General features: G+C 54.9%; 15 protein-coding genes. All 15 read right to left on the reverse strand.

Annotated elements, in window-relative coordinates:
- Nucleotides 1-761, reverse strand: a 761-nt coding sequence (locus CSA35_07470; protein ID PIE54105.1) for a hypothetical protein, incomplete at its 3' end; no start/stop codon positions are given.
- A gap of 323 nt (nucleotides 762-1,084) precedes the next feature.
- Nucleotides 1,085-1,912, reverse strand: coding sequence for a phosphoenolpyruvate synthase regulatory protein (locus CSA35_07475; protein ID PIE54106.1), 828 nt, complete (start codon nucleotides 1,910-1,912; stop codon nucleotides 1,085-1,087).
- A 9-nt stretch (nucleotides 1,913-1,921) separates the two neighbouring features.
- Entirely contained in the window at nucleotides 1,922-3,988 is a 2,067-nt protein-coding gene (locus CSA35_07480; GenBank protein ID PIE54107.1) for a glycine--tRNA ligase subunit beta, read from the reverse strand.
- The gene (gene glyQ / locus CSA35_07485) at nucleotides 3,985-4,878 is read right to left on the reverse strand and encodes a glycine--tRNA ligase subunit alpha (GenBank protein ID PIE54108.1); all 894 of its coding nucleotides are present in this window, start codon (nucleotides 4,876-4,878) and stop codon (nucleotides 3,985-3,987) included. Before glyQ ends, CSA35_07480 begins: the two co-directional genes overlap by 4 nt.
- Nucleotides 4,879-4,904: 26 nt before the next feature.
- Nucleotides 4,905-5,603, reverse strand: coding sequence for a hypothetical protein (locus tag CSA35_07490; protein ID PIE54109.1), 699 nt, complete (start codon nucleotides 5,601-5,603; stop codon nucleotides 4,905-4,907).
- Nucleotides 5,600-6,613 carry a GTPase Era gene (locus CSA35_07495; protein ID PIE54110.1) on the reverse strand — a complete coding sequence of 338 codons (1,014 nt, stop codon included), beginning with the start codon at nucleotides 6,611-6,613 and terminating at the stop codon, nucleotides 5,600-5,602. The genes CSA35_07490 and CSA35_07495 overlap by 4 nt, the downstream gene beginning before the upstream one ends.
- The gene (locus tag CSA35_07500; GenBank protein PIE54111.1) at nucleotides 6,513-7,787 is read right to left on the reverse strand and encodes a hypothetical protein; all 1,275 of its coding nucleotides are present in this window, start codon (nucleotides 7,785-7,787) and stop codon (nucleotides 6,513-6,515) included. Before CSA35_07500 ends, CSA35_07495 begins: the two co-directional genes overlap by 101 nt.
- Nucleotides 7,784-8,293 (reverse strand): rRNA maturation RNase YbeY, encoded by a 510-nt coding sequence (gene ybeY, locus CSA35_07505; GenBank protein ID PIE54112.1) that lies wholly within the window; start codon nucleotides 8,291-8,293, stop codon nucleotides 7,784-7,786. The genes CSA35_07500 and ybeY overlap by 4 nt, the downstream gene beginning before the upstream one ends.
- On the reverse strand, nucleotides 8,293-10,362 hold the full coding sequence (locus CSA35_07510) for a hypothetical protein (GenBank protein PIE54113.1): 2,070 nt from the start codon (nucleotides 10,360-10,362) through the stop codon (nucleotides 8,293-8,295). Before CSA35_07510 ends, ybeY begins: the two co-directional genes overlap by 1 nt.
- Nucleotides 10,292-11,236 carry a phosphate starvation-inducible protein PhoH gene (locus CSA35_07515; protein ID PIE54156.1) on the reverse strand — a complete coding sequence of 315 codons (945 nt, stop codon included), beginning with the start codon at nucleotides 11,234-11,236 and terminating at the stop codon, nucleotides 10,292-10,294. The genes CSA35_07510 and CSA35_07515 overlap by 71 nt, the downstream gene beginning before the upstream one ends.
- 161 nt (nucleotides 11,237-11,397) lie before the next feature.
- Nucleotides 11,398-12,807, reverse strand: a complete 1,410-nt coding sequence (locus tag CSA35_07520; GenBank protein ID PIE54114.1) for an oxaloacetate decarboxylase — start codon at nucleotides 12,805-12,807, stop codon at nucleotides 11,398-11,400.
- Between the two features lie 36 nt (nucleotides 12,808-12,843).
- Nucleotides 12,844-13,626: a nucleoside triphosphate pyrophosphohydrolase gene (locus tag CSA35_07525; protein PIE54157.1), complete on the reverse strand. Its 783-nt coding sequence runs from the start codon at nucleotides 13,624-13,626 to the stop codon at nucleotides 12,844-12,846.
- Nucleotides 13,627-13,672: 46 nt separating this feature from the next.
- Nucleotides 13,673-16,780, reverse strand: a complete 3,108-nt coding sequence (locus tag CSA35_07530) for a transcription-repair coupling factor (GenBank protein PIE54115.1) — start codon at nucleotides 16,778-16,780, stop codon at nucleotides 13,673-13,675.
- Nucleotides 16,781-16,802: 22 nt separating this feature from the next.
- Nucleotides 16,803-17,363 (reverse strand): aminoacyl-tRNA hydrolase, encoded by a 561-nt coding sequence (locus tag CSA35_07535; GenBank protein ID PIE54116.1) that lies wholly within the window; start codon nucleotides 17,361-17,363, stop codon nucleotides 16,803-16,805.
- Nucleotides 17,364-17,381: 18 nt separating this feature from the next.
- On the reverse strand, nucleotides 17,382-18,017 hold the full coding sequence (locus tag CSA35_07540) for a 50S ribosomal protein L25 (protein ID PIE54117.1): 636 nt from the start codon (nucleotides 18,015-18,017) through the stop codon (nucleotides 17,382-17,384).
- Nucleotides 18,018-18,044: the final 27 nt, after the last annotated feature.

The following is an 18,044-nucleotide window of genomic DNA, read 5'->3' on the forward strand; positions in this document are numbered from 1 at the left end:
CCAGTGTCATGTACCAGGTTACCCGAAAAGGTGCAGTTCGTCACGGTGGGGTTGCTGCCAGCAACGTTGCTTATCCCGCCGCCATACTTTGCTATGTTCCCCGAGAAGGTGCAGTTCATCACGGTGGGGTTGCTGTTAACAACGTTGCTCATCCCGCCACCACACTCTGCCCTGTTCCCCGAGAAGATGCAGTACCTCACGGTGGGGCTGCTGTCACCGTTGTTGAGCATCCCACCACCAGCAACTCCGGAACCTCCACAGACGGTAAATCCGTCCAAAATCGCAGTGTTGTCACAACCAGTGGACATAACCACGTGGAGGCTGTTGATCCCCACTATATGATCCGCAGACACTGTGGCTCCGTGAGCATCGCAGGTATCGTCACCGTCGATATCACCAGTGAGGACCGTGATATGGGCAGAGGGATCCCTCTCAGCCAGGCTTGTCTCGCCTCCTGCGAACCCACCATAAAGCACCACGTCGTTCGACAACACGAAGGAGTCGGTGCTGATGCTCCCGGGACGGTAGACGCCCTCCCTCACCCAGAACTCCACCTCGCCGCTCGCAGGGGTGACGGCTCTCAGAGCATCACGAAACTGAGATTCGTTCAGAGCCGCAGCCCAGCTCGAACCATCACCGCCAACGCTTGCGACATCGACACGAAGGATCGTCGCCGCCAAGGTGGAGCTCGTCAGAAGCATCATAAAGACGACCAGCGTCCCCACTGCCGCCCATCTTCGTGCGTATCTGTTCTCACACATATGGGTCTCTCCTTTCGTGAGTTCTATCAAAAAATACACAGCGGGTACGATACGCAACAAGCAATATATTTTAGTATAACACCAACAATAGGAATGAGGAGGAGGCATATTAAGTATAGAAACAGGGATACAAGGACTTTTTTTATCGGGATCGGGTCAGGCAGACACATACACTGGAGACGGGGATGGACGTATGGAACCAGAGGGATGAAGCCGAAGAAGCCCCCCTCCCGACGTTTATGCAGCGTTTCAACGCCGGGACGGGGGAGGTGTAATTACGGTATGAGTCGAGGGAGTATCTTCTCTCTCGGCCTCAATATTTTTCAAGGTATATCATCGGTACTATTGGAGGCCAACCTCATGTCCTCCAGAAGGTTTTGAGAGACCTCCTCGATTGATCGATCGGTACTGTCGTAGATCCGACACCCTACCTTCGACATGATCTCCCTGGCATAGTTCAGTTCCTGAAGGATCCTCTTTTCCTGGGCATACGCGGAGGTATCTGGGTCGAGCCCCATTATTCTCAGACGATCTTTTCGGATCTTGATGAGTTTCTCCGGAGCGATGAGAAGCCCCACACACTGATCGGCCGGGACCTGCCAGAGCCACTCTTGAGGGGGGATCTCGGGAACCAGCGGCAGGTTGGCCACCTTGTACCCCTTATTGGCCAAAAACATCGATAGCGGAGTCTTGCCCGAACGAGAGACGCCCAAAATGACGATGTCCGCCGACGGCATGAGGCTCTGGCTTTTACCATCATCGCATTTTATGGAGAACTCGATAGCCTTTATCCTTTGAAAGTATTTATCGTCCATGAGACGGAAGAGCCCCGGCGTTTGAAAAGGCTCGATACCGCTCCATCGGGCCAGAGCCCCCTGAAGAGGACCGAGAAGGTCTACAGCCTGGACACCTACGTTATGAGCCCGTTCCAGAAGGGTGTTTCGAACTTCGTCGGAGACCAGGGTAGAGACCACCAAGCCCCCGGAGGATCGAGCCTGTTCAATGATGGGGTCAATTTTATCCGTGGAATCGATAAATCGAAACCGAGCAAGGACAGGCTCCAAGCCCTGAAACTGGCTGAGGGTGGCCTGCAACAGATTCTCGGCCGTCTCTCCGGTCGAATCGGACACGAGAAGAATTGTGAACTCCATACCCCCCTCCTAGCGCTTCATCCGCCCCAGATTGCCTACCTCCTGGAAGAGGAGATCACAGCGTCCCAGAAGAGCCAGACGGTTGGATCGCACTTCAGGGTCGTCGTCCATGACCATCACGTCCTCGAAGAACGACGTGATGGCAGGAGATAAACCGGCCAAGGCCGTCATGAGAGAGCTCCAGTCATCTTTTCGCACAGCTTGAGACGTCTGGTCTTCGCAGGCTATGACCGCCGCAAACAAAGCTCGTTCCTGATCTCCCTTAAGAAGCGCCTCGTCCACGGTCGATCCTGTGGGGTCGTCGCTTTTGCTCAGGATGTTCTGCACCCGAACCGCCGCCGTCACCAGATTGGCGAACCAGTCGAGCCCCCGAACCTCGTCCAAGGCCTTAAGGAGTCTCATAGCCTGTAGAGGACGACCACCCGTAACCGAGACGGCCAGCTCAGCCAGTTCGTGGGAGTAGCCCTTCTCCTTCAATTGCATGAGCAAACGCTGTCTGGCAAAAGAGACCAACTCCCCCATGGGATCTTCATCCAAGCCCAGCAGTGTTCCAGCCTGGGCCAGAAAACGATCTAAGTTGACGTCCATATCCAATCCCCAGAGGATCTCGTTGATGCACCGAGCGGCCCGTCTCAGGCCGTAGGGATCCTGAGATCCCGAGGGACGAAATCCCATCTTAAAGGCACCGACCATGCTGTAGATCCTCTCGCTGAGACCGACGATAGCCCCCACGATGTCCGTGGGGAGCTCTCCTCCGGCACTCCTGGGAAGATACTGTTCGCAGATGGCGAGAGCAACACGAGGATCCTCGCCGTCGCTCCTGGCATATTCACGGCCTATGATACCCTGAAGTTCGGGAAATTCGTAAACCATGTTGGTGACCAGGTCAGATTTGGACAGGGTCGCCGCCCTCTCAACCAAGCGAACTATGTCTTCCTGGCCCAGATGCACACAGAGTTCCCTCGCCAGGGAGACCGTCGCCATGACCTTGTCGTACACCGAACCCAGTTTTTCCTGGTACACCACGGTTTTTAAACGATTTATCTTTGAGGATAGAGGCGTTTTTCTATCCTCTTTCCAGAAAAACGCCGCATCCTCGAGCCTGGCCCGCAGGACACGCTGGTTTCCCTCCTGGATGACTTTCATGTTGACAGCGCGGTTGTTACTCACTCCGACAAAGCAGGGCATGAGTTTCCCCGAGTGGTCACGCACCGGAAAGTATTTTTGGTGATGTTTCATAGTGGTGATCAGAACCTCTTCCGGAAGCTCCAAATATCGTTTATGGAAGGTGCCAAAGAAAGGCACGGGGAACTCGACAAGGTACAAATTTTCCTGGACGAGGTCTGGATCCAGGTCAACACTGCCGTCCATTTCCTTTTCGATAACGGAGATAGCTGCAAGCATTTTTTCCTTTCTCTTTTCCTGATCGACCACCACGTAGTTGTCAAAAAGTTTTTCCATATACATCGATTCTTTTGGCACGGCCAGCCATGGCGCTCCCATAAATCGATGTCCTCTGGTTCGATCACCACTGGAAATTCCATTGAGCTCGAAGGGCACGATCTGGTCGTCAAGCAGGCAGAGAATCCACCGTATGGGGCGAGCAAAACGAACCGACGGTTTTCGCCAATACATGTTTTTCGGGAACACCAGTCTGTCCACGATCCGGGGCAATATCCCGGGTAGAATTCTGTCCGTCTCTCCCCCTTTTTTGTTGACCTCGGCAAAGACGTAGGGGACACCGTTCACGTCCCGACGCTCCAGCTCATCTACGTCGATACCCTTGCTCTTGGCGAAGCCGACAGCCGCCCTAGTTGGGGTACCACTGCCATCGAAAGCGTTGCTCCAGGCAGGCCCCTTGAAGGACTCGGTCAGATCGTTCTGCAGCGGAGCCACCTCCTTGACCGACAGAACCAAGCGACGAGGGGTTCCATAGGTCTCCACCGAACCGTATGGAATCCGGGCCTCATCCAGCTCAGAGCACGCCAAATTCCTCAGATCCGCCAAGGCCTGGGCCATGAAACGGGAGGGAATTTCTTCGGTACCGATCTCCAGTATCAGATTACGGGTCTTCATCCCTTTGCTCCCTCCTTATGAGCACGCACGCCGATAGGATACCCCATCTCCTTGCGCTGATCGCTGTAGGTGTGGCAGCTCATGACCGCCAGAGCCCGTATTCTTCCGATGTATCCAGTCCTCTGGGTCACGCTGATGGCGTTTCTGGCGTCCAGCAAGTTGAAGGTATGGGAACACTTGAGGGTATAGTCCCAGGCAGGCAGAACCAGCCCCTTCTCGGCAACCTGCCGAGCCTCGCGCTCGTACATGTCGAAGAGCTGAAAGAGCATGTTCGTGTCCGCGATCTCGAAGTTATACGTCGAGTGCTCCACCTCTCCCCTGTGGTGAACGTCGCCGTAGGTCAGGGTGTCGTTCCACTGAAGGTCATACACGCTGTCCACTTTCTGTACGAACATGGCGATCCGCTCAATACCGTAGGTGAGTTCAGCCGGAACCAATGTCATGTCCACCCCTCCGACCTGTTGAAAGTAGGTGAACTGGGTGATCTCCATCCCGTCGAGCCAGACCTCCCAGCCGAGCCCCCATGCCCCCACGGTCGGGGATTCCCAGTCGTCCTCCACGAAGCGGATATCGTGCTCCGACGGATCGATGCCCAGAGCCGCCAAACTGTTGAGGTAGAGCTCCTGAACATCATCAGGAGCCGGTTTAAGGATAACCTGATACTGGTAATAGTGCTGAAGTCTGTTGGGATTTTCGCCGTAGCGTCCGTCGGTAGGGCGACGGGATGGCTCGACGTAGGCAACATTCCACGGTTCGGGGCCGATGACCCGCAAAGAGGTACTCGGATTCATGGTGCCAGCCCCTACCTCCACATCGTAGGGCTGTCGGATAATACACCCCTGTTCGGCCCAGAATCGCTCCAGACGGAAGATTATCTCCTGAAAGTTCACCTCTATCACGTCCTTATATCGATATTTTAATAAACCAAAGACAGGGTATTCAAGAGCTTCCCCGTCACATACTTTACCGTAGGGGTATCGTTATCATCCAGTCTCATCCCCAGGATTGATCTTCTGTCCGAGAGAACCCACCGTCGAAGAAGATCCATGGGTATAAGAGTCTCGGCCTCGGGACGACATCGGCGACAAAGGAATCCATCGTCGAACCAGACGGCGTGGTGAAGAGGCGACGCACACCGACAACATCGATAAAGGGACGGTGCCAGTCCCCAGCGGTGCAGAAGACGCCACAGAAATCGAAGATGGGCTCCCTCGGGCGGAACGCCCTGTTCCAGCAGGTCTAAGCTCCAGAAGAGAACAGGCAAGACCTCGTCGGTACCGTGACCGGATATCAGCGTCGTCGACAAGAGACGCGACCACCGAAGGGCCATGGACAGACATTCAGGCGTGTTCCTCAGCCCCCAGAAATCTCTCCTCACCTCAATTTCTTTGAGAAAAGATCGGGAACGACTTCGATAGAGGGAGAACTCCCCCCAGACCAGGGGTTCGGTACTGCCTCCGAGACGAACGGAGCCCCGTCCTCCTCCCGGCAGAGAGCACCATTCCGAGCCCGTTTTTTTGAAGAGAATCTGGAGATCCAGATCCCCTTCGGGGCTGATCTCCCGCCGAAGGATGACCCCAGTTCCCCGGTAGAGCCCTTGAACAGCGCCTATCATTCTCGATACCCAAAGCGACGGAGTTCCGAGTCCGAGTTTCGCCAATCCTTTCGGACCTTGACCCAGAGGTCAAGGTATACCTTGCCGCCGAGAAAATCCTCTAGGGCCTGGCGGGCAGCCGTGCCGATCTCTTTGATCATTTGCCCTCGAGACCCCAGAAGGATGAGCTTCTGTCCTCGACGTTCCACGAAAATCACGGCGCTGATGTAGGTATCTTTCCGGTCAGGATATTCCTCGGGCGTCTTGTATTCCAGCACCTCGACCGCCACGCTGTGGGGGACCTCCTGAGCTGTTCGGAGGAGGACCTGCTCACGGATAACCTCTGCTGCCAGAAAACGGGACGAACGATCGATGAGAATGCCGTCAACGTAGAGAGGAGGGCCTGAAGGTAAATGACTCATGATGGCCTCGACCAGAACGTCCAGATTGGTGCCCTCCCTGGCTGAGACGGGGAAAACATCCTGAGGATTCAGCGCTCTTCGGTAGACCTCGATCAGGGGCAAAAGTCTGGCTCTTTTGGCGCCTAAAAGATCGACCTTGTTGACCGCCAGGATCACCGGTGTCTCCGCCCTCACCAGCTGAGCTACGACATGACGATCTGGAGCCGTTATCCCCTCATCCTCCGCAGAGATGACGTAGAGGATGGCATCAGCGTCGTTGAGGGTATCCAGCGCAGCCTCGACGAGAGCCTCTCCCAGTTTATGCTGGGGTTTATGAATTCCCGGGGTATCCGTAAAGACGATCTGTCCGTTTTCTACATCCAAAATACACCGTATGGTGTTTCTTGTGGTCTGAGGCTTCGGAGAAACGATGGACGCCTTGCACCGAAGAAGGCCGTTGATCAGGGAGGACTTGCCCACATTGGGACGACCGACCACGGCGACGACACCGGATCGGTACTCGTGCTCATCACCAGTCACGATACCCCTCCCCCTCGGTGATCTTTCGAAGCTCCAGCTCGACAACACGATGATCGACCACCTGCATAACGGTGAAGATCCACTCACCATATGTAACGGAGCTTCCCACAGAGGGGAAATCCCCCGAAAGATCGGTGACGAGCCCCCCGACTGATTCCACATCCTTCGACTCGAAGGGATATCCCAAAGTCTCGCTCAGGTCCTCCAGATCCATGTTCCCCTGAACCCTATACGTATGATCGTCCACTTTCTCAATGGAAGGCAACTCGTGGTCGTATTCGTCCTGGATCTCCCCGACGATCTCCTCCAACAGATCCTCCAGGGTAATGATACCCGCCGTGCCGCCATACTCGTCCACAACCACAGCCATGTGAATTCGCCGGTTTTTCATGATATTGAACAGATCAGGAACCTTCATTGTTTCTGGGACAAAGAGAGCATCCCGTTTTAACTGGACGACCTTAACACCGGTCTCGCCGGAGTGAAGACGCCCGATAAGGTCCTTAACATACAGGATTCCCACGATGTCGTCCAGGCTCCCTTTATAGATGGGGATTCGAGAATGCCCGTGATCCTGAAGTATAGGGACGAGCTCCTCGATGCTCATCTCGCTCTCGACTACGTCCATGTCTATCCGGGGAACCATGATCTCTGAGACGCGGGTATCGTCAAAAGAGATGATGCCGTGGATCATCCGACGCTCGGCTTCCTCCAGGACCCCCGATGCTTCACCGATGGTGACCACCTGTTCGATTTCTTCCCGGGTAATAAAGGAGGCCTGAAGAGAGAGATCGACCCTGGAGAGCTTCCCTATAAAGGTGACAAGGACGCTGATGAGCCAGACAAAGGGCGTCAGAAGGACGTTGGCGACACGAATACAATGGATCGTAAGAAATAAAACCCGATCACTTCGAGCCAGAGCAAAACTTTTAGGAAAGATTTCCCCAAAAATGACGATGAGCACCGTCATAACGGCTACCGCAAGGATCATTCCATGGTTTTGAAAGACAGCCATCGCTACAATGGTTGCCAGGGAACTAGCGGCGATATTGACCAGGTTGTTGGCGATAAGGATAGTGGTCAAAACACTCTGGCGATCCTTGAGGAGCCAATCTAAAATTTTTTGAAACGGCCTATGACGCTCTCGAAGGGTCATAAGCTTGGCCCGGCTGGTGGCGGTGATGGCCGTCTCTCCTCCACTGAAAATAGCCGATAAAAGGAGAAGAACGAGTACAGCCCCCCCGGTCTGAAGGACGACGGTCATGAGGGCATCTCCTCTCGACAGAGACGGTCCATGAGGCGCTCTCTGTAACGTTCCTGAAAACACCACATCTGGGCCTTCCTCTCATCTGTATCGTGATCCCACCCCAAAAGGTGAAGCAAACCGTGGACAACCATCAGGGCCAACTCAGAATCGAAAGATGTGCCATGAGCCCTGGCGTTCACCCTGACCACTGCTGGACAGATAACCACGTCCCCCAAGGGGAGGTCATTCCAAGCATTCGGTGGTTCAAAGTGCCCATTCTCCTCCCATTGAGGGAAAGACAGAACATCTGTGGGAGCGTCGATCCCTCGATAGGTTCGATTCAAGCCCCTGATGGAATCTGTGTTCACCGTTGCGATGGACAGAGATACCGAGTTTCGATCTGTCCACTGAGGCCACACCTCGTCAAGCAGAGAGGGAAGCTCAGACAGGAGCAACTCCTCATCAAGAACAGGGTATGATCGAGGGTCTCCTTCGTCAGAGGAGATGCCGATCTCCAATTTCATCACGTAGGTCCGTCCTTTCCGGCAAGAGCCGTTGTCTGTGGTAAGGGTGCGATGTTTCTGGTGTGATACATGGATTTCAGGGTCTGGATCATGGCCGACTTGACCAACGAAAGATCAGCAAAAGTCAGGCCAGTGTCGTCCAATTGACCTGCCTTCAGCTTGGATGCGACCACGCCGTCAACGATCTCCTGGAGATCTGAGAAATTTCGGAGATTCTCCCGCTCAGCTCGAACGGCAGCCTCTACCGAGTCGGCCAGCATGACTACCCCTGTCTCCGCACTGGCTGGTCTGGGGCCAGGGTAGTGAAATTGACTGGAGGATGGGTCCAACCCCATACGCAATGCCTTTTTATAAAAATACCCCAAAAACGTGGTTCCGTGATGCTCCGATATGAACCGACGAATTCCCTCGGGAAGCCGATATTCCGCCGCTAAATCAAGTCCCTCCCTGACATGGGATATGATAACCAACGTCGACATAACCGGTGAAAGGCCATCGTGAGCGTTTTTGGCACCAAATTGGTTTTCGACGAAAAATTGAGGTCGTTTGAGCTTGCCGATATCGTGAAAAAAAGCCCCGGCCTTAGCCAAACGCGAGTTAATCCCCAAGGCATCCGCTCCAGCCTCAGCCAGAGTAGCCACCATCTGAGAATGGTGATAGGTCCCCGGAGCCTCAATCTGAAGCCTTTTTTGAAGCGGATGGTCTGGCTGACACAGCTCCAGAAGCCTGAGAGGGGAAAGTGTGTCAAAAAGGGCCTCTGTCAGTGGGAGGAAGACCATGATGACAGTCCCCCACAAAACGGACACGCTCAAGGTTTTCATGAAAAACATGTAGTCAAAAGAGCTTCTGAAGGCCCATCGAGTCGCCAGAGTCACCATCAGAGCTACCAAACCAAGCTCGACCATGCTCAGCCAGAGCCGGGATCGAGAGTCGATTTTCATAAAAAGCCTCTCCCCAACAGCAGCCACCGCCACTCCCGTCGCCAAGATCTCGCCAAAAGAAAGAGGCGTTGAGTCGTTAAACACCACGGCGATAATCACCGAACCAGACAGAACAACACCGCTGGCCGGACGAAGAGGCATCGTGGCATAGGCCAACGCCCCCAATGGAATGACCGCCAAAGCCGTCATCTTGTATAAGCCAGAGAGCCCGGCAGCGCAAAGTCCCATAGAGAACAAAAACACCACATATCCCATTCTCGAAGGATCCCAGGGCAGAACCACCACCCACCTGACCCAGAAAAAAGCCAATGGAACTGTCAAAAGAAGCAGGAGCATGAATCGATAAGGGAAACTGGCCCGAGGATAGCCTTGTTTTTCGAGGAGTCTGGCTATCTGATCCGTAATCAGCTGACCTTTGGTCACGATCACATCCCCCCCATGAACTTCCTGAGAGACAGACTGAACGGCCTCGGCAACCATATTTCTGAGCTTGTCAGTGATCTCGCCATCCTCGGCTACCAGGGGGATCAAGACCTCCGAGAGGGTCTGAACAGCCAGGTTCCCTTCGCCAGCAGAAAGGTCTGCTTTCGCCAAAGATCTCCAAAGGATATCGTCGGTAACACCCATAGGAGAGTTACGATATCCATCCTCCAACAAAAGAGCGGTCCCCGCCGAGGAAATTTCCCGAAGGACGACCATCCGCCGATCTTCCGAGATCGTGCCGAGAAGCTCAGCCAGGGCCGGGGAAACGCCGGCCTCCTGCAAACGACCAGAAGCGACGAGTTGAAGTCGCTCCTTAACCTCCCGAAGTCGCCTGGTCTGTCTGGTCAAAACTCCGACAACGCTGTCTTGAGCCATATCCCGGAGACGTTGCGTTTCGTCCTGATCATCATAGAACATATCGTACAGGGCAAAATAGGTCCTCGGTGCCGGAGCTCCTGCCATAAAGCCGTTCTCCAGATCAAGAGCTGCCCATCGAAGAATCAAAAGCAGCATCGCCACGATGGACAGGACAAACAGAGGAAGATAGACCGTCCGAAGACGAGCGAGGTTCCTCTCAGGATGATGATGTGGCGTTTCTCTTTTCGAATCTCTCATAAGCAGCCACAACCCTCTGGACGATCTCATGACGCACCACGTCCACGTTCTCCAAACGGATAAACTGAATACCCATGACGTCGTTCAGTATCTCCTGCACGACAAACAAACCGGACCGTTTCCCCGACGGAAGATCGACCTGGGTCAGGTCCCCGGTGATCACGGCCTTAGACCCAAAACCGAGCCTGGTAAGGAACATTTTCATCTGTTCCGGCGTCGTGTTCTGGGCCTCATCCAGGATGACAAAACTGTCGTTCAGGGTTCGTCCCCTCATGTAGGCCAGAGGCGCTATTTCGATGACGTTCTTATCCACGTACCGCATGAACCGCTCCGGCGTAAGGAGCTCAAAAAAAGCATCGTAAAGGGGACGAAGGTAGGGTTCCACTTTCTCTTGAAGAGCACCAGGCAGAAAGCCCAAACTCTCGCCGGCCTCTACCGCAGGACGGACCAGAACGATGCGGTTAATAGCTCCGGATTTGAGCATATTCACCGCCTCACAGACCGCCAGATAGGTCTTACCGGTTCCAGCAGGGCCAATACCAAAAACGACGTCGTTTTCTCGAATTGCCTGAACATAGGTGCGTTGTCCCAGCGTTTTAGGCCGAACCGGTTTGCCTCGGGCTGTCATGCAGAGTAGGTCGTCATACAGGGCCTCCAGGTCAACCGAGCCCTTTCGGGCAATCATGTCCATGCCATAGCGGATCTCGGCAGGGCGAATAGAATGCCCCTTCTCAGCGATCCGCCCCATCTGCTCCACCAGGTTAGAGACGATCTCTACGGCATCCTGATCAGGTCCCTGGACCACCACCACGTTTCCTCGCAGAACCAGCCGAACAGGGTAGCGTTCCTCTATGAGTTTGATGTTCTCGTCATCTTTGCCAGCCAACTTCGAGATAGCCTCCATACCGGCAAAGTCGAAAGAGGCCGAGCATCCCTCCGAGGTCACGATCACTGAGGATCTCCGCCGACTCAAGGGTGCTGATCTCCTAAGTGACACAGAGGCTTTCTCGTGAGCTCTTCACACATATTCATCATGTCCTTTTTCACATTCTGCACACGAACGGATCAAACCGGATATGCGATCTCCTCGACAGCCTGTTCCAAACCAACATCTCTCAGGGTGCTCCTGACGTATTTTTTCATGAGAAAGTCCTTGGCAACAGCAGGGAAGAGGACGTAGCTCAGGACGTCTTCGGGCTGGGTCACCCATGCTGCAACATCAGCACGAGCTTCCTCCAGCTCTGGTTCTATTTTTTCTCCGGGGCGACAGATGATGGGTTGATCGGATCCCAAAATTTTTGCCTGGATTTCCGGGTCAACCGGTGCCGGAGGTTTACCGTAGTACCCCATAAAATAATTTCGAACCTCCTTGGGGACGATCTTCCATCGTTCTCCCACCAGGACGTTGAGGGTCGCCTGGGTTCCGACGATCTGACTGGATGGAGTGACCAACGGAGGATACCCCATAGCCTTTCGGACCACGGGCACTTCCCGAAGGACCTCCTCAAGGCGATGCTCAGCCGCCTGTTCCTTGAGTTGGTTGACCAGATTCGAGTACATTCCGCCGGGGATCTGATAGATCAGAACGTTTGTATCGGCACCCTCAAGTCTAACGAAAAGCTCATCATATTTTCGCCGGAGCTCCTTAAAGTGGTGGGCAATGGGAATCATATCATCCAACGCAAGACCTGTATCGTAGCGTCCCCCGGCCAGGGCTGCCACCATAGTCTCAGAGGCTGGCTGGCTTGTCCTCATCGAGAAGGGAGAGATGGCACAGTCCACGACGTCCGCCCCTGCCTCTATCGCAGCGTAATAGGCCATGGAGGCCAGACCACTCGTATAGTGGCTATGGAGCTGAATCGGCAACCCGGTCTCCTTCTTGATGCCCCGGATCAACCGATCAGCGTCCACCGGGCTGAGAAGACCGGCCATGTCCTTGATACAGATCGAGTCGGCCCCCATGTCCCTCATGGATCCGGCAAGCTCGACAAAGAGCTCGTTTGTGTGGACCGGCGAGAGGGTGTAGGAGATACACATCTGGAGATGGGCACCCTCACGTTTGACCTGATCAGCCGCGATCTCAAGGTTTCGGATGTCATTCAATGCATCAAACACCCGCATAATGTCGATACCGTTGCCCACGGCCCGCTTCACGAATTCCCGAACCACGTCGTCGGCGTAGTGCCGATAGCCCACCAGGTTCTGTCCACGGAGGAGCATCTGAAGTTTGGTCTTGGAAACGTGTTTTCTGAGAATCCTCAAACGCTCCCAGGGATCTTCATCCAGGAAGCGCATGCATGAATCGAAGGTCGCCCCACCCCAGACCTCCAGGGAATGGTACCCCACCTGATCCAGCCTCTCCAGGACCGGCAACATGTCCTCTATTCGGAGTCTCGTGGCCATCAGAGACTGATGGGCATCTCTCAAAGCCGTCTCGGTAATCCCCACTCTGTTTTTTTTCTTCGATTGACTCATATTATCCCCTCCCTGAACCGAGCTCTGAACACTATATCACAAGGGTTTTCCCAACGCATCTTTCCGGGATGACGCTTTCTTGGCCTGCTCCCAGAGGACGTCGAGCTCGGTTAAATCGGTATCCTCCCAGGCGACCCCTCTGCTTCTGAGATCCTCCTCGATATGTTCAAATCGCCGGATAAATTTTTTATTCGTAGCCTCCAGAGCCTGATGAGGATCCACCCCAAGTCGTCGGGCGAGATTCACCACGGAGAACAGTACGTCGCCGATCTCCCGAGAAAGCTGATTTTTGTCCCCGCTCTTCATGGCCTCCCGGACCTCAATCACCTCCTCGGTGATCTTTTGAAAAACAGGCTCCTGGTTTTCTGGCTCCCAGTCGAAGCCTACATGAGCCGCCTTGTCCTGCACCCGAAAGGCCTTGATCAGAGGTGGAAGCCCTTTAGGAACCCCCGAGAGGACCGACGCTCCGCTGTCCTGCCCACCCTTTTCCTGAAGTTTGATCCGCTCCCAGTTTCTAAGGACCTGATCGCTGTCGGTCACCGATAGCTCCCCGAAAACATGAGGATGACGCCTAACGAGCTTGGACGATATGCCTTGTATCACGTCGTCCAGGGTAAAATCACCCAGCTCCTCGGCGATGACTCCCATGAAGACCACCTGGAGCAACAAATCCCCGGCCTCCTCGCATAGCCCCTCCATTGAACCCTCGGCCACAGCGTCCACAAGCTCGTAGGCCTCCTCGATGACGTGAGGACAGATGGAGCCGTAGGTCTGTTTTCTGTCCCAGGGGCAACCTCCCGGCGCCCGAAGGCGCTCCATGATCCGTTTCAGTTCTCCAAACAACCGGGCACTCTGGGGCACGAGATCACTCCTTTCCGTTTTGTGCAGGGGTTTTCAGACAGGTCTGAAACAGGCTTTCGATCCCCTTAGTTCCTCCTGGACCGATCCAACGACGACCGATCCGACGCCACGGAAGAGGCAAGGAGATAGAGCTGGTCCGATCCACCGTAAGTTCCCATCGTTCCTCCGACACAACTCCGTGAATTATACCGTGCTTTCCTCCTTCCGTCCTGATCACCGCCAGGTCAACAAGAGCCCTAACTGTGGGTGGCAGAGGACCAAAGCGGTCTTGAAATTCCCGCCTGAGGTCCTCTCCATCGGCTACCGTGGCGACCTGATCCAGACGACGATACAGACTCAGCCTCACCGACGACTGGGGGACATAGCTCTCGGGGATGGCGAGAGGCATCTGGATATCCACAGTGAGCTTCGGTAAAGCTTCGCCCCGGAGCTCCCGTATACGTTCCTGAAGTTTCGTGTAGTAGAGCTGAAGACCAATCCGCTCCCTGTGGCCATGTTGGGTCATCCCCAGGAGATCACCTCCGCCTCGAATCTGGAGATCCTGACGAGCAAGCTCGTATCCCGCTCCCTGAAAGGAGAGCCGCCCGATAGCCTCAAGCCGTTCCTCGGTCGATCGAGGAATAGGTTGATTCTGAGGGTAGAGAAACAGAGCATACGCCGTCTCCTCCCGACGGCCCACCCGCCCTCGAATCTGATGCATCTGTGCCAATCCCAGGGTTCTGGAATCATCGACGATCAGGGTATTGGCCCGCCCCACGTCCAGACCGCTTTCAACGATGGTGGTGCAGATCAGGATGTTCACCGTCCCTTCATAGAAAGCCATCATGGTCTCCTCCAGCTCTCTCTCGCCCATTTTCCCATGGGCCACAGCCACGACGGCGTCGGGGAAACGACTTTGGACCCATTCCGCTCGTTCCAAGATAGACGTTACCCGATTGTGAATAAAATAGGTCTGACCACCTCGGGCAAGCTCCCGAGCTACCACAGACCTCACCAGATCGTCGCTCCATGGTCCCGTAACCGTGACAACCGGCGGTCGGTTCCCCGGTGCCGTCTCGATCACCGAGATGTCCCTCATTCCCCTCAGGGCCATGGACATGGTCCGGGGGATAGGCGTCGCCGAAAGGGTCAAAATGTCAACACCTATAGAGAGCTCGCGGAATCTTTCTTTATGGGCAACCCCAAATCGATGCTCCTCATCGATCACGATTAGGCCAAGGTCCCGAACAGCCAGGCCTTGCTGAAGCAGACGGTGGGTTCCTATCACAACGTCGACCCGACCATCGGCCAAGGCGAGAAGGGTTTCCTCCTGTTTGGATGGCGAGACAAATCTGGAGAGGAGCTCGACTCGAACCGGAAACGGAGCCATTCGACTTTTGAAGGTGAGATAGTGCTGCTGAGCCAGGACCGTCGTAGGGACCAAAACCAACACCTGAGTTCCATCCATGACGGCTTTGAAGGCTGCCCGAAGAGCCACCTCGGTCTTGCCGTATCCCACGTCGCCGACGATTAAACGATCCATGGGGTGGGAAGACTCCATGTCCCTCTTGACATCCTGAATGGCCTGGAGCTGATCCCTGGTCTCCATGTGGGGAAAGTGGGCCTCGAAGGTCCTCATAGCTTCGCCGTCGGACGAGAAGGAACGCCCCTGAGCCACAGCTTTACGGGCGTAGAGGTTCAACAGCTCTCGGGCCTCCTCCTCAACCTGATGTTCGGCTTTTTTCAACGCCGTCCGCCAACGCTTCGATCCGAGACGATCAGCTGACGTCGATTCATCGACGGAGCCTTGATAGGAGGATATTTTGGCAAGCTGTGTCACCGGAAGGAGAAGGCGTTTTTCATCGTGGAAAAGCAACGCCAAAAACTCCTGGCTCCCCCAGTCTCCTCCTATAAGCTCAAGTCCGCCATATCGACAAAGACCGTGCTCCTGGTGAACCAGCCACTGTCCCTCGTCGAACGCCAGACTCCAGTCACGAGGCGTATTCGCTCGATCAGTCCGGCGATCCGGTCTCAGGCCGTAGAGCTCCATGTCCGACAGGACTACCCGTTTCCGTCGAAGATCCACAAAACCACCGGTCACAGGCGACGGAGCCCAGTCCAGTTTTTGAAGCGAACGAGGCGGCGGGGAGGTACTTCTGATGGATATATGATACCCCTCGTCAATCCAGAGGGAGACCTGAGCCTCCAGGTCCTCAATACGCCCTCGAAACCGGGGAGGTTCTACAACCCCAGGCCGTTCCTGACGGAGCGTCACAACGGGCTCAAAGCGAACGACCTGTGGCGCATCCATGAGGAAGCGATCCCAACGATCCTCCGGAATGGAGCATCGATCAGACAGGTTGTTCCAGATCCACCGAAAACCGTCGGCGTTGCTCTGACAACGCCGAGGATCGAAGATATAGACCGGTCCGTTCTCGACGATCATCGACGCCACAGACTGAAAATCCCGATTCTCAAGTCCCCAAACGGTGACGGTCTCTGAACGATATCGAGTCGTTTGATCTCCTGGGGAAAAAAGCCGGATATCCTCGACCTCCTCGTCGAAAAAAGCAATCCGATAGGGCATCTTAGACGAAGGGTCAAAAAGGTCCACCACGCCACCTCGAACGGCATATTCACCAGGGCGCCATACCAGATCAACCCGGCGATATCCTCTTTCATCAAGCCATAAAACCAGTCGTTCCCGACCAACGTCTCTCCCAACAACCAGCTCCAGGCTGGAGCGACCTCCCGCATACGGAGACAGAATTCCACCCGGTGTTGCCACCAATATTCCTCTTGTACGGCTCCATTGCCGGAGAACATGCCCTCGAACCGACGGCTCTATGAGATCGTTGACGTCCCGTTTTTCCAAAGCAGGATCTGAAAGCCGGAAAAAGAGTCCGTCGGGGCGAAGGGCCAGAGCATCGGAAAGGAAATCGTCGGCCTGAGCTTCGTCGGGAAGCACTACCGTGAGTCGAACGTCCTCCGGGCAGAGCCATGGCCGAATAGCTCCTTTCATGGCAAGGAGAACGCTGATTGACCTCGAATCCCTCTTTGTACTTCCATCCGCCACCATCAACCCTCCCCCATATAAAATGATCAGGGGACAGCGAGCTCTTGGCCCGTCCATCCCCTGAGATAGACTCTATTCGTCAGTTGATCAGGCTCATGACGTCAGCTATGGGTCTCTCGATCCACAACCGACATGCCTCCAGAGCTTTTTCCAGACTGTGGAGGAAATACGGCAGTTCGTCGTCCCGAAAGCGTCCCAGAACGAAGTCGGCCAAAGGTATCTTCGGAGGTTTAGGCCCAACTCCAATACGCAACCTGGGGATTACCGAGGTACCGAGAGAGGCAATGACGGATTTCATGCCGTTATGCCCCCCGGCAGACCCCTGAGCCCTGATCCGGACGGTACCGGTATCCAAAGCGACCTCGTCGTAAACCACGAGGAGGTCCTTCAGCTCCACAGGACGATAGCGGCAAAACTCCAAAAGAGCTTCGCCGCTGCAGTTCATATATGTAAGGGGCTTGAGCAGGTAGACAGACTCACCATCCAGACAAGCTGGTCCCCAGAGAACGGATCGAAACCGCTCCTGAGGCCTCCCCAGGCCAAGGGTGGCCACAAGCTCATCAACGAGCATCCACCCAACGTTGTGCCTGGTCTGACCATACCGGAGTCCTGGATTTCCAAGCCCGATGATGACTTTCACGATCTGGACGTTGAGCCCCTACTCGGCAGTCTCCACTTCTTCTTCGACGACTCCTTCAGCCTCCTCGGAGACTTCGATCTCCTGGACTCTGCCATGACTCACCTCGACCACGACCTCCGACAGATCGTCCCTGAGGATCTCGGCACTTTCAGGAAGAAGAAGGTCCTGCAAGGTGACGCTCTCTCCAATCTCCATTTCGCTCACATCCAGGACAACGACTTCGGGTATGTCTTTAGGAAGAACGGAGATCTCGACATCGATCACTCCCTGCGTGATCTGTCCTCCAGCTTTGACGCCAGCGCAGACGTCCTTGCCCTCAAGCTCGATAGGAATTCGAACGGAGACCTTATGACCCTTCACCAACTGGTACAGATCAACGTGAAGCACCTCGTCGGTGGTGTAGTTTCTGGACAGCTCCCGGATGATACACATTTCGTTTTTTCCGCCATCAATGTGGGCGTCAAATCGCAGTGTGTTCCAGTGCCCTCCCCGAAGATGGGGGAGAAAATCGTCGGCCTTGATTTTGCCGACAATTGCCTCTTGATAGTCTGGTCCATAGAACACCGCCGGGATATACCCGGATCGGCGAAGGCGACCACAGGCCCCTTTCCCGGTTTCCTCCCGTTTTTCAAAAGTCAAATTCACAAGATCCATCAAAAAAATCCTCCTCAGACGTCGCTT

Origin of the sequence: Dethiosulfovibrio peptidovorans (assembly GCA_002748665.1) — a bacterium.
GTDB lineage: Bacteria > Synergistota > Synergistia > Synergistales > Dethiosulfovibrionaceae > Dethiosulfovibrio > Dethiosulfovibrio peptidovorans_A.

Excerpts from the sequence above, each read along its gene's own strand:
- CSA35_07475 (PIE54106.1), bottom strand. The coding sequence starts at position 1,912 with ATGGAGTTCACAATTCTTCTCGTGTCCGATTCGACCGGAGAGACGGCC.
- CSA35_07480 (PIE54107.1), bottom strand. The coding sequence starts at position 3,988 with ATGAAGACCCGTAATCTGATACTGGAGATCGGTACCGAAGAAATTCCC.
- CSA35_07490 (PIE54109.1), bottom strand. The coding sequence starts at position 5,603 with ATGATAGGCGCTGTTCAAGGGCTCTACCGGGGAACTGGGGTCATCCTT.
- CSA35_07495 (PIE54110.1), bottom strand. The coding sequence starts at position 6,613 with ATGGTGAGTGGATCTTCACCGTTATGCAGGTGGTCGATCATCGTGTTG.
- CSA35_07500 (PIE54111.1), bottom strand. The coding sequence starts at position 7,787 with ATGACCGTCGTCCTTCAGACCGGGGGGGCTGTACTCGTTCTTCTCCTT.
- ybeY (PIE54112.1), bottom strand. The coding sequence starts at position 8,293 with ATGAAATTGGAGATCGGCATCTCCTCTGACGAAGGAGACCCTCGATCA.
- CSA35_07510 (PIE54113.1), bottom strand. The coding sequence starts at position 10,362 with ATGAGATCGTCCAGAGGGTTGTGGCTGCTTATGAGAGATTCGAAAAGA.
- CSA35_07515 (PIE54156.1), bottom strand. The coding sequence starts at position 11,236 with ATGGAGGCTATCTCGAAGTTGGCTGGCAAAGATGACGAGAACATCAAA.
- CSA35_07520 (PIE54114.1), bottom strand. The coding sequence starts at position 12,807 with ATGAGTCAATCGAAGAAAAAAAACAGAGTGGGGATTACCGAGACGGCT.
- CSA35_07525 (PIE54157.1), bottom strand. The coding sequence starts at position 13,626 with ATGGAGCGCCTTCGGGCGCCGGGAGGTTGCCCCTGGGACAGAAAACAG.
- CSA35_07530 (PIE54115.1), bottom strand. The coding sequence starts at position 16,780 with ATGGACGGGCCAAGAGCTCGCTGTCCCCTGATCATTTTATATGGGGGA.
- CSA35_07540 (PIE54117.1), bottom strand. The coding sequence starts at position 18,017 with ATGGATCTTGTGAATTTGACTTTTGAAAAACGGGAGGAAACCGGGAAA.